14 protein-coding genes are annotated in these 13,786 nt (G+C 66.7%); 7 read left to right on the forward strand and 7 right to left on the reverse strand.

Annotated elements, in window-relative coordinates; all coding sequences use genetic code 11:
* Nucleotides 1-11: 11 nt before the first annotated feature.
* Nucleotides 12-623 (reverse strand): organomercurial lyase, encoded by a 612-nt coding sequence (gene merB / locus MU521_RS02665; protein WP_092689378.1) that lies wholly within the window; start codon nt 621-623, stop codon nt 12-14.
* Between the two features lie 85 nt (nt 624-708).
* Here merB and MU521_RS02670 point away from each other — a divergent pair, with 85 nt between their 5' ends.
* Entirely contained in the window at nt 709-1,047 is a 339-nt protein-coding gene (locus tag MU521_RS02670) for a winged helix-turn-helix transcriptional regulator (protein WP_092689380.1), read from the forward strand.
* 307 nt (nt 1,048-1,354) lie between these two features.
* On the opposite strand, the gene MU521_RS02675 is transcribed toward MU521_RS02670, so the two are convergent.
* The 5 genes from MU521_RS02675 to MU521_RS02695 all read right to left on the reverse strand — a co-directional run bounded on the left by MU521_RS02675 (nt 1,355) and on the right by MU521_RS02695 (nt 7,449).
* Nucleotides 1,355-2,077 (reverse strand): diphthine--ammonia ligase, encoded by a 723-nt coding sequence (locus MU521_RS02675; protein ID WP_092689383.1) that lies wholly within the window; start codon nt 2,075-2,077, stop codon nt 1,355-1,357.
* A 51-nt stretch (nt 2,078-2,128) separates the two neighbouring features.
* Complete coding sequence (locus MU521_RS02680; RefSeq protein ID WP_092689385.1) at nt 2,129-3,259, reverse strand: DUF373 family protein; 1,131 nt, start codon at nt 3,257-3,259, stop codon at nt 2,129-2,131.
* A gap of 46 nt (nt 3,260-3,305) precedes the next feature.
* Nucleotides 3,306-4,307, reverse strand: coding sequence for a signal peptide peptidase SppA (sppA, locus tag MU521_RS02685; RefSeq protein WP_092689388.1), 1,002 nt, complete (start codon nt 4,305-4,307; stop codon nt 3,306-3,308).
* A 152-nt stretch (nt 4,308-4,459) separates the two neighbouring features.
* Nucleotides 4,460-5,350 (reverse strand): coiled-coil protein, encoded by an 891-nt coding sequence (locus MU521_RS02690; protein ID WP_092689393.1) that lies wholly within the window; start codon nt 5,348-5,350, stop codon nt 4,460-4,462.
* Between the two features lie 248 nt (nt 5,351-5,598).
* The gene (locus MU521_RS02695) at nt 5,599-7,449 is read right to left on the reverse strand and encodes a glycoside hydrolase family 2 protein (RefSeq protein ID WP_092689396.1); all 1,851 of its coding nucleotides are present in this window, start codon (nt 7,447-7,449) and stop codon (nt 5,599-5,601) included.
* Nucleotides 7,450-7,584: 135 nt separating this feature from the next.
* Between MU521_RS02695 and MU521_RS02700 the strand changes: the two genes are divergently transcribed.
* The 5 genes from MU521_RS02700 (at nt 7,585) to MU521_RS02720 (ending at nt 10,628) form a co-directional block, all read left to right on the forward strand.
* Nucleotides 7,585-7,731 (forward strand): hypothetical protein, encoded by a 147-nt coding sequence (locus MU521_RS02700; RefSeq protein WP_175452791.1) that lies wholly within the window; start codon nt 7,585-7,587, stop codon nt 7,729-7,731.
* A gap of 39 nt (nt 7,732-7,770) precedes the next feature.
* Nucleotides 7,771-8,184, forward strand: coding sequence for a DUF371 domain-containing protein (locus MU521_RS02705; protein ID WP_092689399.1), 414 nt, complete (start codon nt 7,771-7,773; stop codon nt 8,182-8,184).
* A 67-nt stretch (nt 8,185-8,251) separates the two neighbouring features.
* Nucleotides 8,252-8,719, forward strand: coding sequence for a hypothetical protein (locus MU521_RS02710; RefSeq protein ID WP_092689402.1), 468 nt, complete (start codon nt 8,252-8,254; stop codon nt 8,717-8,719).
* A 42-nt stretch (nt 8,720-8,761) separates the two neighbouring features.
* Nucleotides 8,762-9,580 carry an endonuclease III domain-containing protein gene (locus MU521_RS02715; protein ID WP_092689405.1) on the forward strand — a complete coding sequence of 273 codons (819 nt, stop codon included), beginning with the start codon at nt 8,762-8,764 and terminating at the stop codon, nt 9,578-9,580.
* Nucleotides 9,573-10,628 carry a phosphotransferase family protein gene (locus tag MU521_RS02720; protein ID WP_092689407.1) on the forward strand — a complete coding sequence of 352 codons (1,056 nt, stop codon included), beginning with the start codon at nt 9,573-9,575 and terminating at the stop codon, nt 10,626-10,628. The genes MU521_RS02715 and MU521_RS02720 overlap by 8 nt, the downstream gene beginning before the upstream one ends.
* A gap of 212 nt (nt 10,629-10,840) precedes the next feature.
* On the opposite strand, the gene MU521_RS02725 is transcribed toward MU521_RS02720, so the two are convergent.
* On the reverse strand, nt 10,841-12,766 hold the full coding sequence (locus MU521_RS02725; protein WP_092689409.1) for a beta-CASP ribonuclease aCPSF1: 1,926 nt from the start codon (nt 12,764-12,766) through the stop codon (nt 10,841-10,843).
* A 261-nt stretch (nt 12,767-13,027) separates the two neighbouring features.
* Here MU521_RS02725 and MU521_RS02730 point away from each other — a divergent pair, with 261 nt between their 5' ends.
* Nucleotides 13,028-13,510: a DUF7984 family protein gene (locus MU521_RS02730; RefSeq protein WP_092689412.1), complete on the forward strand. Its 483-nt coding sequence runs from the start codon at nt 13,028-13,030 to the stop codon at nt 13,508-13,510.
* Nucleotides 13,511-13,786 lie beyond the last annotated feature (276 nt).

Genomic DNA, 13,786 nt, shown 5'->3' on the forward strand with positions numbered 1-13,786 from the left:
CCCCCGCCTCGTTACTCGCCTGATTCTGCCATCTGTCGCCCTAACTCGCCAGCTAGCGAGACACCGTACTCCAGCGGGATCGCTGCGGTGACCGCGTCGGTGTCCGCGGCCCAGTCCTCGTAGGCCGCCCAGTCGGCGAAGGCGTTGCCGTAGGGACAGACGAACCCGTAGCTCTCGGCGGGAGTAGACGGCGGTTCGGTCGCGCCGCTGGCGTCGACGCCGATGGAGAACACGGCCGTCTCGGGCGTCACGTCGACCGCACCGTCCCGGATTTCGAGGGTCACCGTCTCTCCGGTCGTGGGACAGACCGTCGTCACGGCCGCCGGTTCGTCGGTCAGGAAGGGCACGATCATCGGGTCGTACACGCACTGGTAGGCCTGCCGCTCGCCGTCACGTTCCAGGACGTGTGGCGATTCGTCGGTCGTACAGAGGTCCGCGACGCCGAGTGGCTCGCCGTCCGTCGAGTCGAGTACGGTCGTCAGCGCCGCCAGCCAGTCCTCGGCGGTGCGGACCGTCTCGACACCGTACAGGTCCGCGATCCGCTCGCCGACCTGGCCGGGAATCTCGATGGCCGCTGGTTCGAAAGCCGGTTCGATCCGTATCGAGTCTGTTTCTGCCGTCATTGGACTGCTCCACCTATACTTCGATGCCCGAAGTTATTAAGCTGTGAAGTCCAAAGCATAGGAGTAACTGCGAGGAATCGAAGAGATGTCAGAGATCGCCTGTAATCTGGAGGACGGCGGGTGTTACTGCCTGCTGTCGGACGTGATGGACCTGCTCGGCCGGAAGTACGTGATGGACCTGGTGTGTATCGTCGCCATCCACGAGCGCGTGCGGTTCGGGGAGATCGAGTCGCATCTGCCCGACGCCAGCACGTCCACGCTCTCGACGCGACTGGACGAACTGGAAGCGGCGGGACTGCTCCGGCGCGAGCAGTACGACGAGATCCCACCCCGCGTCGAGTACGAGTTGACTGAGGACGGCGAGGAACTGGGCCAGCGGCTAGAGCCACTGCTGGAGTGGGCCGAGGCGTTCGAGGCCGAGTGAACACCTCCGCGAACGTCACTTCGACAGCCCCCGCTCGCTGACCTCGGGGGCCTCGCTGCGCGCTTCACTCCCTCGCGTCGCTCGGTCGTTGCAGTGCTTTCGTCGGCCGCCGTCGGCCAGCGAGCGGCCCCTGTCTATCCACCCAGACGCGCACCACACCCTCCCCAGCCGACTGCGCTCCGCACTCGCTCCCCACGGTCGCTCCGTGCAGTGCTCGTCCCTCGCGCGTCCGTCTCGCACCCTCGCAGTCGCTCGGGCACTCGACGGCACGCGCCACGGGAAACGACGTGGACTGGAGCTGACCGTATCACTCCAGCCTGGCGTCCTCGATCTCGATGTACCCCCGCGAGCCCTCCCAGACGGTGTCGTAGTCGAGTCGGATCGGCCGGTCCATGTGCGGCCCGTCGGTCACCAGCGTCTCGAACTCGCCGCCCTCGCCGAGGACGTGGACGCCGTACTCGTCGTGGAGGGCTTCGAGGTCCGCCAGGGCGTCCCGGTCGAGCGTCCGGCCGAGCCAGGACTCGTCCAGTCCGTAGGCCGCGACCTGGATGATCCGGATCTCGAAGCCAGCATCGAGCATCGCGTCGGCGAGGTCGCGGGGGTCTTCCTGCCAGAGCGGCGCGAACAGGTCGGCCCCGAGCCGGTCGGCCATCGCCTCGATCCGGCTGGTCTGGTACTCGCTCTCGACAGCACCCGCGGTCAGGCCGGCGATCCCGCCGGGGAGGTCGGCGTCGAGGTCGCGGAGGGCGGCTTCTAGGGGTTCCAGTTCGGCGTCGCCCTGTTCCCCGGCGTCGGTCGCCGTCTCCGCCTCGAAGTCGTCGGGGTGCACGTCGACCAGCGGGATACCGACGCTCTCTGCCGCCAGTGCGGCGAGGTCGGTCGCCGGGACGTGGTACATGTAGGAGTCGCCCTCGGGGTGGACGGTGACGAGTCGTTCGACCGCCAGTCCGTCTTCGAGCGCGCGGTACAGCGCCCACGAGGAGTCCTTGCCGCCCGAGAAGAGACTGACCCACGCGCCGTCGTCTGCCATGCTCGTCGATTGTCGGCCGCCGCGTAAATCCACACCGGTCCCGGGCCGCGCTCACTGCTGTTCGGCGACCTCCTCTTCGAGATCGGGCTCGTTGAAGTACGACGAGAAGCGCACGCCAACCAGCGAGACGAAGATGCCGGCGAGAATAAACAGCAAGAGACGGATCCGGGGTTCCAGCGTCATCCCCTGGATCGAGACGGCACCGACGTCCATCGCCGGCATCCGGAACGACGAGAATACGCCCGCGCTCTCGAGAAAGAACGCGGAGAAGCCCCGGACGACCAGCCCGACCGCGACCGCACCGAACGGCAGGTTGACGTAGGCGCTACGGACCCGGTCGTCGCGGATGATCTCGTCGAGCAGGCGACCGGTGGACCCCGCGAAGGCCGCCGCGGTCAGCCACGGGATGGCGTCGAAGGCGAAGCGCATCGCGAGGATAAAGGGCGCCTCGTTGGCGGTCGCCGACACGCCGATAGCACCCGCGAAGACGCCGATCAGTGCCAATCCGACGGCCACGACGTAGGTGACCAGCGACACCCGCCCCGAGTAGAGCGCGTTCTGGATCTGGCCGGGCAACGAGGCCAGCACGGAGTCGATTCCGAGCCCCTTGTAGAGGAAGAAGACGCCGATGACGGCGGCGATGGCACCGGCCGCGACGGCCGGGCTGTCCGCGAGCGTCATCAGCGCCGGGAACGCGAGCAAGGCGACGCCCACAGGAACGAGGACCGTCTTCCGGAGTTCCTCGTCGGCGAGGAACTGCTTGAGCAGGTAGTATGTGGACTCGATGTCGCGAGCCTGGCGGACGACGACGCGATCCACTGCGTCGACGCGCACACGGCTCTCGACGATAGGGACCAGCCGTTCGTCCTCGGCACTGTCGACGACGACGACCGCCGATTCGAGGTCGTACTCGGCGGTGAGCTGTTCGGTCTGTTGCGCGACGGCCCGGTCGGCCGAGACCGAATCACCGGCCGCCGAGAGGACCGCAACCACCACGTCCTCGCCGTCGTCGCGCAGGTCACGCGTGACCCGCAACGCCTCCAGCACGCAGTTGACGCGGCTGTCCTCGGGGTCGGCGACGCCGAGATCCGTCACGAGCGACTGGACGGCCTCCCAGCCCACGACCGGCGGCTCCGCCGTGAGGTTCCCCGTCCGGTCGATACACGCCACCAACGTGGTCACGACCGATTGTTGGTGCGCCAACGGATAAAAAACATTGCAGACCGACTCAGAACCGGAAGTCGAACCCGTCTGCGTCGTCGAACACGCTCGCGATCCCGGCACCGAACGCGTAAGCGACCGACGCCGCCCCGCCCCCGATGCGGTCACGGAGGCCCAGCGACGGCGTGAACTCCTGAACACTGACGGACTCGCCCAATCGCTCTTCGAGGCGGTCCTCCACGTCCTCGCGCGTCCCGATCTCGTCGACCAGCCCGATGTCGTGCGCCTCGCCGCCGAGGTAGATCCGGGCCTCTGTCTCGCGGACCCGCTCGGGGTCCATGTCCCGCCCCTCGGCGACGGTGTCCACGAAGTCGTCGTAGTAGTCGTCGACGATCCCCTGGAGGTACTCCCGCTCGTCCTCGGAGAGGTCTTTGAGTGGCAGGCCGGCGTCCTTGTACTCGCCGGCGGTGAACTGCTCGTAGCTCACCCCGAGTTCGTCGGCCAGGTCGCTGACGTTGACCCGCGAGCCGATGACGCCGATGGAGCCGACGATGCTCCCGCGGCGCGCCCACAGCTCGTCACAGCCGCTGGCGATGTCGTACCCGCCACTCGCACACACGTCGGTCGCGTACGCGACGGTCGGCCCGTCGAACCGCTCGGCGGCCAGCCGGATGTCCTCGCTCGGGACGATTTCCCCACCCGGCGTGTTGAGTTTCACCAGCAGGGCCTCGGCCGCTCCGTCGTCGGCCCGTTCGATCTGTTCGACGATGGCATCCGCATCTGCCCCGGTGGGACTGGAGACGAGACTGCCACCCGTCGATCTCGTGATCGGTCCCTCGACGGCGACCTCGGCGACGTTGTACCCCGGGAGGACGGCGCTGGCCACGGACCCGCCCGCCCGAACGGACAGTGGGAGGAGTGACACGACCAATACGACCCCGAGCAACGTCGTCAGGTCCTGCGGGTAGACGACCAGCAGTAACCACGCGAGCGCGACGATCCCGATTACACAGACGAGTGCGACGACGCCACGGCCCAGCGCCCACAGTCGTCCTTGTCCACCGCTCATACCTGACCTCGGTGCCCGACGACAGTAAAACTACCAGCCTTCGACCGACACCGACCGGCGGGCCCACCTGTCCAGCGGGTCGGTTCGAACCGGACCGTGTCAGGCGAGCGTGGCCACTGGCCGGTCGAAAACGAAAGAGACTATCGCGCCGTCTAGAGCAGCCCCGTCTTCTGGAGCTTCATCAGGTCCTCGGTGTCGAGGGTCTCGCCTTCCTTGAACTTCTGGTAGATCTCTTCGGCCTCCTCGCGTGCGGCTTCCTGTTCTTCCTCGCGCTTGCTGCGTTCCTCTTCTTCCTCTTTCTTGTCGAGTTCGCGCAGGCGCTTCTGGACGCGCACGAAGTCCTCGTGGTGCTGGTCGGCCGCCTCCTGGGCCTCTACGAACTTCTCGTGCATCTCGTCGGCTTCGTCACGGATCTCGTCGGCCTCGCGGTAGGCCTCAATCATCTGGTTGTGATGCTTCTGGGCCTCGTCCGCGAGTTCCGTGACTTTCTGGTGGTGCTGGGAGGCCTCCGAGCGGATCTCTTCGGCCTCCTCTTTGAGTTCCTCGACGTCACCGGTCTGATCGAGTTTCTCCTGTTTCTCCTGAAGCTGTTCCCGTTTGTCCTCGATCTTCTCGATCAGTTCCCGCTCTTCTTCGGGGTTGAGGACCTCCGTCTGCTGTTTGAACTCCAGATCCTCGATCTCCTCTTTGAGCTGCTCGATGGAGGTACCCTCGTCGAGTTCGAGGTCGGATTTCATCTCCTCGACCTGATCGAACAGCTCGTTGGCCTCGGCGTTGAGCTCGTTGCGTTTCTCCTTGTGTTCCTGGACCTGGGAGTTGAGCTCGTCGCGTTTCTCGCGGTGTTCCTGCGCTTCGTCGACCTTCTCGCGAGTCTTCGCGTTCAGGTCGTCCCGCTTGGACGCACGCTCCGAGGCGAGCTGGTTCAGATCGTTTCGTCGGTCACGGAGCTGACCGGCGAGCTTGATCAGTTCACCTTTCGATTTGTTTTCGATGTCGTCGTCTGTTACTTCGAGATTTTCGGATTCGTCGATTGACTCTGCCATAGTTTACACCTCTATGCCATTACCGCTCCAGCACGCGACAGTTGGGACTGCGTGGCGGCAGCCAGCACCTGATAAGTAGGGTTCCCTGTCATTCTATGGGCATCGCACGATACTGCCGGAACGCTGGAGGCGTTCTGGTGACGCATACTACTGTCGATGGCAATTTAAATATTCCGGTCGCTACCCCCCGTGAAAACAGCTACCAAACGCCCGACGGGACCACGGTACGTTCTCTCACAGACCGGCGCTCACCCGTCGAATCGGTAGGTGTTTTCGACGACCCGTTCGGGGAGCGACAGCGACAGCGTGACCGACGCGGCGTCGGCCGGAATCGAGATCGAATCCGGCGTTTCGGTCTCCCCGGCGTCGACGCTGACCGCGACCTCGCCGCCCGCGTCGGCGGCCGACCACTCGACGGTTCCGGAGACTCGCTCCCGACCGTCGTTGATAACCGTCAGCGGCGTCGTCTCGCCGGGCCCCGGCGCGGCGAGCGTCGCCTGGACGGGCTCGTAGGCCTCCCGGAGCGCCTCGTACCCGGTCTTCGGGTCGCCGTCGCGTTCGACGACGCCCATCCCCGCGGGCGTGGCATCCCGGAGGGTATGGGCGGCGAACAGCGAGGCATCTCGCCGCCGGAGTTCCTCGGCAACACGCTTGACAACGCGTGCCTGGTAGGCCTGTGAGGCGTCGGTCCCGCCGTCGACGTGGGCGTCGTGTTTCGCCCGGTCGAAGGCCGGATCGTCGTCAGGCATGACGGCACCGTACGCGCCGGCCCCGAACTCGCCGACGACGCCGCCGACCTCGAAGGTGTCGAGGAGCCAGCCCACGTCGTCGACATCGCCGTAGTCCCAGCTCGGATACAGCGTCGGCGCGTCGGCCCCGCTCCCCAGCGCGCCAACGACCGGGAAGACGAGCCGATCTTCGGGGAGCGCCGCGGCGACGGACTCCGCCGGGCCGCGGTCGTAGCTGGCACGCCAGACCCGCCAGCGCAGGCGCAACCGGTCGAGCGTGCCCGAGCCCAGCTGGTCCGGAAAGAGGTTGAGCGGGTCGTCGTGGACGCTGTACGCGAACAGCGACGGGTGACGGCCGTACGTCCGGTCGAGCGCGGCCGCGAGGTCCTGACCGTGGTCGGCGTCGAACTCGCCGGGGCCGGTCAGTGGCAGGTCCTGCCAGACCAGCAGCCCGGCCTCGTTGCAGGCCTCGTAGATGGCCGGGTCGGGCGCGTGGGCGTGCATGCGAACGAACGTGGCGTTGGCCTCGGCCGCCCGGTCGATGTCTCCGGGTGTCGCCGAGAGGAGCGTGACGCCCCGCCCCGGCACGCGTTCGCCGTTGACGACTAGGCCGTCGGCGTCGCGGTCCATCGAACGGAGTCCGGTGACGACGGAGCGAGTCGCGTCGCCGATTTTCGCCCGGACGGCGTACCGGTGTTGCGGGCCGAGTCCCCGTGGCCACCACAGCGACGGGTCGCGCACGTCGATGGTGTGTTCCACGACGGCGCGCTCGCCGACATCGGCCTCGACGGCGGCCCGGTCCATCATGCCGCGACTCTGGAACTCGCCTTCCGGGCGCAGGGAGAAGGTCACGCGGTCGTCGAGGTCGGTGTCCGTCTCGACGACCGCCCGAACGTCGATCTCGGCGTTCCCGTCGACCAGCCGCGGGTGAACGTCCAGTTCGTAGATGAACGTACCGGGGTGTGTCTCGACGGTCGCGTCCCACCAGATTCCGGGGATGCGGTCGCGCTCCGGGACGAGATCGGTGTCGTGGACGCCGCCGAACCGGTCCTCGGGCGAGCGGCACTCGACGATCAGTTCGTTCTGGTCTTGGGGTTCGAACGAGTGGCGGAAGGGTCGGAAGTAGGCGTCGTGTTCGCCGACGAGGTCGCCGTTGAGCCAGATGCGCGCGTGGGCGAACAGCCCCTGCAATTCGATGACAGCGCGGTCCTCGTCGCCCGACCGGGGGTCGTCGAACACGGAGCGGTACGCGGCGGCGTCGGCGTCGGCAAACACCTGTGGCCGCCCCGGTATCTCCACCGGCGTCCACACGTCCGGATCGGGTTTGCCCGCCCCCGGCTCGACCGACGTCCCAGTCCACTCGCCCAGCATATACGTGTCCCGGCGTCCGCCTGTGCCATATCCTTTACGCGATATTCGGCCCTCGAAGTGGCCCCGACCCGACTACTTTCACTTTCACTCCGCGGACGGCTCGCTTTGATACCCGATCCGCTCGTCTCTGCTGACATGATCGAAGAACTGTCCTGTACCTGTGGCGGCTGTGACCGGGAGCTCCGCGAGGAGTCGCTCCGGCTCACCTACCGGACCGAGAGCGGCGAACGCCGCGCCTACGAATGTGTCTGTGGCACCGTGACCATCACCGTCGCGCGCTGAAACGACCCGCTGAAGTGGGGCGGGCGGAAACGCCGGATCATGGACGAAGTCATTCGCGCACGCGGCCACGAGCACGTCTCGGCCGAGCACGCGAGTACCTTCGAGGTCACGAGCGACGACTACCTCACCCCGGCCGGCGACTGCATCCTCGGCATCGAGGCCGACCGCGTCCCCGCCGACTTCGACCCCGAGTTCGTCGCCGCCTGCCAGTCGGCTGACGCGACGGTCACTGTCACGCTGGAAGCTGGCGGCCACACCGAGACCGTCACCGGCCGCGGCCACCCCGACCTCGCTTTCGAGAACGACCGCAGCGCCGTCGGCCGCACGAGCGACTACGTGGACGACCGGACGATCCTCGTAGACGCCGACAAGGCGGCGGGCGACCTGGACCGTGACCTCGTGGCGGCGCTGGCCGACGGTGCAGCGCTGACCGTGACCCTGACCGTCGAGTGAACCTGCGACGGTTCGAGACCCTTCCCGGAACGTAAGTCTTTCAACACGTCAGTCGAGTGGGGCCGACATGGTAGGGCAGCAGACGCAGGGGCAACCTGGTGGTGTACAGAACGGCCGCCGGATCGAGCCGGAACGCGTGGGAAAAATCGCGCTCGCGGCGGCGGGTGTGGTTTTCGTGGGGAGTGTCGTTTTCGCCGTGTTCAGTATCAGCCTGCAGGGCGGGTCGGTCGATTTCGGCGACATCATCGTCGACCAACTGGACGATATTCCATACCAAGCGGCGGTGTTCGGAGCCGTCCTCTGGGCGACGATGACCCATGGAAGCAAGGACGCGCTGCTCAAAGGGAGTGCCATCGTCTACGTGGGTGACGTGGTAAACAACATCCTGGTAGTCGTGACGAACGAGTTCGCCGAGACCGGTCTGGGGACGCTGCTGGGACCTGGCCACGCTGTCCTCTTCTTTCTCGGGTTCGTCATGGCCATTCGACTCTACCACGGCAAGAACATCCTCCCCGGTGTCGGGGTCCGCCTCTGAGCGATCCGGTGAGCCTTTTGAGGCTGGGTCGCTAGACGGGGTATGTCCGACGACCCCGAGCCGGCCGAGAACATCAGCGGCGGGAGCGCGGGCGGTGGCTACGCCGAAACCTTCGACGCCGGCGCGCCGGCGACCCGCGCCGAGGCCGTCGTCGACCGCCTCGGCGACCTCTACTGGCAGAAGTCCTACGGCAGCCGGGACGCCTTCGAGTGTCTCGTCCGCACGATCCTCAGTCAGAACACCAGCGACGTAGCCAGCCAGCCGGCCCACGACGCCCTGATGGATCGCTATGGTAGTAGTCCGGATCTCGCAGCGGCTCTGGCCGGGGCCGACCAGCAGGAACTCGCCGAGACGATCAGTTCGGCCGGGCTCTACAACCAGAAGTCCGAGCGGATCGTCGACATCGCCGACCGGATCGTCGCGGAGTACGGGGGCGCAGACGAGTTCGACGCCTTCGTCCGCGAGGACGACCCCGATACGGTCCGGGGGACCCTGCTCGACATGACCGGCGTCGGTCCCAAGACGGCCGACTGCGTGTTGCTGTTCGCCGGCGGTCGTGACGGCGTCTTCCCCGTCGACACGCACGTCCACCGGATCGCCCGCCGGATCGGACTCGCCCCACCTGACGCGGACCACGAGACCGTCCGGGAACACCTCGAACGCGGCGTTCCCGGCGGGAAATGTGGCTTCGGCCACACCGCGATGATCCAGTTCGGTCGCGAGTACTGTTCGGCGCGCAAGCCCGACTGTCTCGACGACCCCGACGCCTGTCCGATGGCGGACATCTGCGACCAGGTCGGCGTCGATCCGAGGGCCGGCGACGTGACCGACCCCGCGGAGGTCGGGGTGGCCGATGACTGAAAACGTCGGCGGTGCGAGCCGGTATCTCGACACCGAAGGGGTATACAGCAGAGTCGCGGAGCGGTTGGGTCGGGCCGAGACGTGGTCGCTCAGCCACCACGACGCCGGACTGGGCAACGAGACGCTGTTTCTCGGCTGGGGCTCGCGACGGTTCGTCCTCCGGCGGCCGCCGCTCTCGGAGACGACGGAGGAGAGTCACGACGTGCGCCGGGAGTACCGGGTGCTGTCGGCGCTGGACTGGACCGACGTGCCGACACCGCGGCCGGTGCTTTCCTGTGACGACAAGTCCGTCGCTGGCGCACCGTTCACCGTCCAGCAGCGGGTGTCGGGGGACGTGCTCCGCCACGGCGAACCCGTCGAGTACGCGACGCCGGGCTACCGGGAGACGGTGGCCGAAGAACTCGTCGACACGCTCGCAGCGATTCACGCCGTCGATCTCGACGACGTGGAGCTGAGCGACCTCGGGTACCCGGACCGCTCGTCGCGGATCGAGACGTGGCGCGAGCGGTTCGACTGCTACCGCGCCGAGACCGACCGCGAGGTTCCGGGTGCGGACGCGGTGGCAGACTGGCTCGCCGCGAACATCCCGCCGTCGGGCGACCGGACGCTGATCCACGGTGACTACACGCTCGGGAACGTGGCGTTCAGTCGGTCGACACCGCCGGAGCTGATGGGCGTCCTGGACTGGGAGCGAGCGGGTGCCGGCGACCCGCTGGTCGACCTCGGTCGACTGACCGCGTTCTGGTTCGAGGACGAGAGCGAACGCGCGGGACTCCCGACGACTGTGGTGCCCGGATTCACGACGCGTGAGGGATTCCCGTCACGGTCGGCGCTCGTGGATCGCTACGAGAGCGTGACCGGACGAGCGTTCACCGACGACCGGTTCTACCGCGCGCTGGCGGTGTACGAACAGGCCGCCGTCTGTGAGGGATACTATCGCCGGCATCTGCGAGGCGAGTCTGACCGGCCGGCGTTCGCGGCGCTGGCCGACGCAGTTCCGGCACTGCTGGAGCGCGCGGAGCGGATAATAGAGGGAGAGAGACGGTGAATCCGAGCGGGTGACCCCGCTGTGACCGTCATCCCAGCGGACCGGGGAGGGAGCGAACAGGCGACACGGGGGGTATCCGGCGGAGCGGCGTGTCGCACACCCGCCCAGTGCGCTCCGCGGCCGTGGTCAGGTCACGGGCAGGGCTGGTCGTGGTTCCGGATATAAAAGTACGTGCGATGACCGGGGTGGTCGGCTAGCGATCCCGTCGTTGCTCAGAGGAACCGGAACGTCTCCAGGTTCTTGGGCGCGAACGTCCGCATGTTGAACTCGTGGTACAGCGCCGAGGACAGGTCCTGCGTGGACTGCTCGTCGCCGTGGACACAGAGCACTTTCTCCGGGCGCGGGTTCATGGTCTTCACGAAGTTCTCCAGACCCTGCCGGTCAGCGTGGCCGGAGAAGCCGTCGACGGTCTCGACGTTGCAGTTCAGCGTCAGCGAGTCCGAGCGCCCGCGGCCGCGGCTGTTGCCCAGCGGGACCTTGTCTTGGCCCTTCTGGATGCGGCGGCCGAGCGTCCCCTGTGCCTGGTAGCCGACGAAGGTCAGCGTCGTGTCCGGGTCCGGCCCGAGGTGTTCGAGCCAGGACATGATCGGCCCGCCGGTGACCATCCCGGAGGTCGAGAGAATGATCGCGGGGCCGCCGTCGGCGACTTCCTGACGTTCCTCATCGCCGCCGTCGATGTGGTTGAACTGGTCGGCCAGGAACGGGTTCTCGTCCTCGTGGAAGATGCGGTCCCGGAGGTCGTCGCGCAGGTACTCCGGATAGGTGGTGTGGATCGCCGTCGCCTCCCAGATCATCCCGTCGAGGTGGACCGGCATCTCCGGGATGTCGCCGCTCCGCATCGCCTCCTCGATGACCAGCATCATCTCCTGGGACCGGCCCACCGCGAACGCCGGGATCAGGATCTTCCCGCCCTCGTCGTACGTCTCGTTGATGACGTCCTTGAGCTTGCGTTCGGAGTCTTCCTGATCGGTCTGGTAGTCGTTCCGACCACCGTAGGTGGATTCGAGAACGAGGGTCTCGACGCGCGGGAACTCGTTGACCGCGCCGTTGAACAGGCGGGTGTCCTCGTAGTGGATGTCGCCGGAGAAGGCGACGTTGTACAGTCCGTCGCCGACGTGGAAGTGGGCGATAGAGGAGCCGAGGATGTGCCCCGCGTTGTGGAGCGTGAGCTTGATGTCCGGCGAGATGTCGGTCACGTCGCCGTATTCGAGGGGAATACAGTGCTTGATCGCTTCCCGGACCATCTCGGACTCGTAGGGCGGCGCACGGCCTTCCTTGGCCGCCACGTCGAGGTAGTCCAGCGTGAGCAGACCCATCAGGTCCCGCGTGGGCTCGGTGCAGTAGATCGGGCCGTCGTAGCCGTACTTGAAGAGTAGGGGGATGAGCGCGGAGTGGTCGAGGTGGGCGTGAGTCAACACGACCGCGTCCAGCGAGTTCGCGCCCGATCCCAGGGCTTCGGGGACCTGCAAGTAGGGTACTTCGTCCTCGGCACCCGGTTTGTCACCGCAGTCGATCAGAACGCGGGTCTCCGGCGTCGAGAGAATGAAGGATGCGCGTCCGACCTCGCGACAACATCCGAGGGTCGTGATGCGCACCCACTCGTCGTCGGACATCTCCTCGCGGTGGATCTGTCGCCCGATCCGTTCGAGGATGTCACGGCGCTCGTCGCGCTCTTGCTTGAGGAAGTTCCGCACGTTCGAGACCGTCGAGGACTCGATTGGCGGCGTCCGGACGACCTCGGGGGTCCAGCCGACCTTCTGTGTGATCTCCCGGAGCGTCGAGCCGTGGCGACCGATCACCATGCCGGGTTTCTCGGCCTCGATGACGACCTCACCGGTGTCGGCGTGGAAGTCCAGGTCCGTGATGCCGGCTTCCTCCGGCGTCACGTCCATGATCTGTTCGCGGGCCTTGTCGGGCACGGACAGCACGTCGGGGTCCGGCCGGACGGTGATGCGCTTGCGCAACTGGCTCGCAAGTTGCCGGATGAGATCGCCGTTCTGGGCGAACTTCTTCGGGTCGCGCGTGTACACGACCAGTTCCGGTCCTTCGTACTGGACGTCCGAGATGGAAATGTCGTCGGGAACTTCGCTGACGATCTCTGCTTTCAACTCGTCTAACTGATTTTCTACCGTACTCATAGCTCGAAAATGGCCAAAAAGCGGTCCCGTGTCCGAACCGAACGCCGGCAGTGGTCGATGGGGAGCGTCCCCACCAGCCCCCACACGGCGGGACACAGGCTGTCTCCTGTAAGGGTCATAGTGTCTTGTGTGATCCGCTATATGCGGTCCGGACTCGTCGCTGCAGGATGAGTCCGGAAAACCGGCCTGTATCCGCCTCTATTGCCTCTCCATTATAAAAGCCTTCGCAAAACAGTAGGTATTTCGGAACGAAGTCGGCCCATGCACGTCTCTCCGTCCGTCGTCGCCACCGAACACGAGTGGGTCCGTGACCGGGCACCGACCGTCGTCGCGCTGATCGACACCGTCCGCGCCGACCTCGGCGAGCAGTTCGAGACCGAGGTCGCCACCGTGACCGTCGATCAGTACCACCGAGCGGTCGACGAGGTGTTCGCGGACGGCGACCTGGCGGTCAACGTCGCCGCCCTCGTCCGCCTCCTGCGGGACCTCGACGTGGACGGGGACTACCCCGGATTCGTCGTGGACGAACTGCTCGGTCGGGAACTGGCCGGGATGCTCGCGGGCGGCCAGCCGCTCCGATTGCTCGGTGAAGCGACGTTCCACTACGCGGACGTGCTGACACACGGCGACGCCGACGCCCCGGCTGGCGCGGACGACCTCGACGCCGCGCTGGCCGCCGGGTTCCAGACGCGACTCCCCGGCTGGGAGTGGACCGAAACGGCGAGTCCGTTCGGAAGCGAGTGAGCGACTGCGCGGAGCTGGAGCTTCGAGACGGATCGGAAACCGGAGAACGGCAAGCGCGTGTCGGTGCCACCCTCGTGACCCCACCCCAGTGGTCCCCCTGTACCCCCCCAGGTACCGTCGGAGGCCCGTACCACGGGTCGTCCCCCGATGGCCCCTAGCCATCGGGCTACACGTTCACATACGCTCTCCGGGCGTGTAACCTTCGCCGGATATAGAGGGGCATTTATTACCCTCGCCCGTCCGAGCCGCACAGTGGATCGGGTCAGGCATCGACGC

Origin of the sequence: Halorientalis regularis (assembly GCF_023698535.1) — an archaeon.
GTDB classification, from domain to species: Archaea; Halobacteriota; Halobacteria; order Halobacteriales; family Haloarculaceae; genus Halorientalis; species Halorientalis regularis.

Excerpts from the sequence above, each read along its gene's own strand:
- merB (WP_092689378.1), bottom strand. The coding sequence starts at position 623 with ATGACGGCAGAAACAGACTCGATACGGATCGAACCGGCTTTCGAACCA.
- MU521_RS02715 (WP_092689405.1), top strand. The coding sequence starts at position 8,762 with ATGTCCGACGACCCCGAGCCGGCCGAGAACATCAGCGGCGGGAGCGCG.
- MU521_RS02675 (WP_092689383.1), bottom strand. The coding sequence starts at position 2,077 with ATGGCAGACGACGGCGCGTGGGTCAGTCTCTTCTCGGGCGGCAAGGAC.
- MU521_RS02695 (WP_092689396.1), bottom strand. The coding sequence starts at position 7,449 with ATGCTGGGCGAGTGGACTGGGACGTCGGTCGAGCCGGGGGCGGGCAAA.
- MU521_RS02690 (WP_092689393.1), bottom strand. The coding sequence starts at position 5,350 with ATGGCAGAGTCAATCGACGAATCCGAAAATCTCGAAGTAACAGACGAC.
- MU521_RS02700 (WP_175452791.1), top strand. The coding sequence starts at position 7,585 with ATGATCGAAGAACTGTCCTGTACCTGTGGCGGCTGTGACCGGGAGCTC.
- MU521_RS02710 (WP_092689402.1), top strand. The coding sequence starts at position 8,252 with ATGGTAGGGCAGCAGACGCAGGGGCAACCTGGTGGTGTACAGAACGGC.
- MU521_RS02720 (WP_092689407.1), top strand. The coding sequence starts at position 9,573 with ATGACTGAAAACGTCGGCGGTGCGAGCCGGTATCTCGACACCGAAGGG.
- MU521_RS02705 (WP_092689399.1), top strand. The coding sequence starts at position 7,771 with ATGGACGAAGTCATTCGCGCACGCGGCCACGAGCACGTCTCGGCCGAG.
- MU521_RS02670 (WP_092689380.1), top strand. The coding sequence starts at position 709 with ATGTCAGAGATCGCCTGTAATCTGGAGGACGGCGGGTGTTACTGCCTG.
- sppA (WP_092689388.1), bottom strand. The coding sequence starts at position 4,307 with ATGAGCGGTGGACAAGGACGACTGTGGGCGCTGGGCCGTGGCGTCGTC.
- MU521_RS02730 (WP_092689412.1), top strand. The coding sequence starts at position 13,028 with ATGCACGTCTCTCCGTCCGTCGTCGCCACCGAACACGAGTGGGTCCGT.
- MU521_RS02725 (WP_092689409.1), bottom strand. The coding sequence starts at position 12,766 with ATGAGTACGGTAGAAAATCAGTTAGACGAGTTGAAAGCAGAGATCGTC.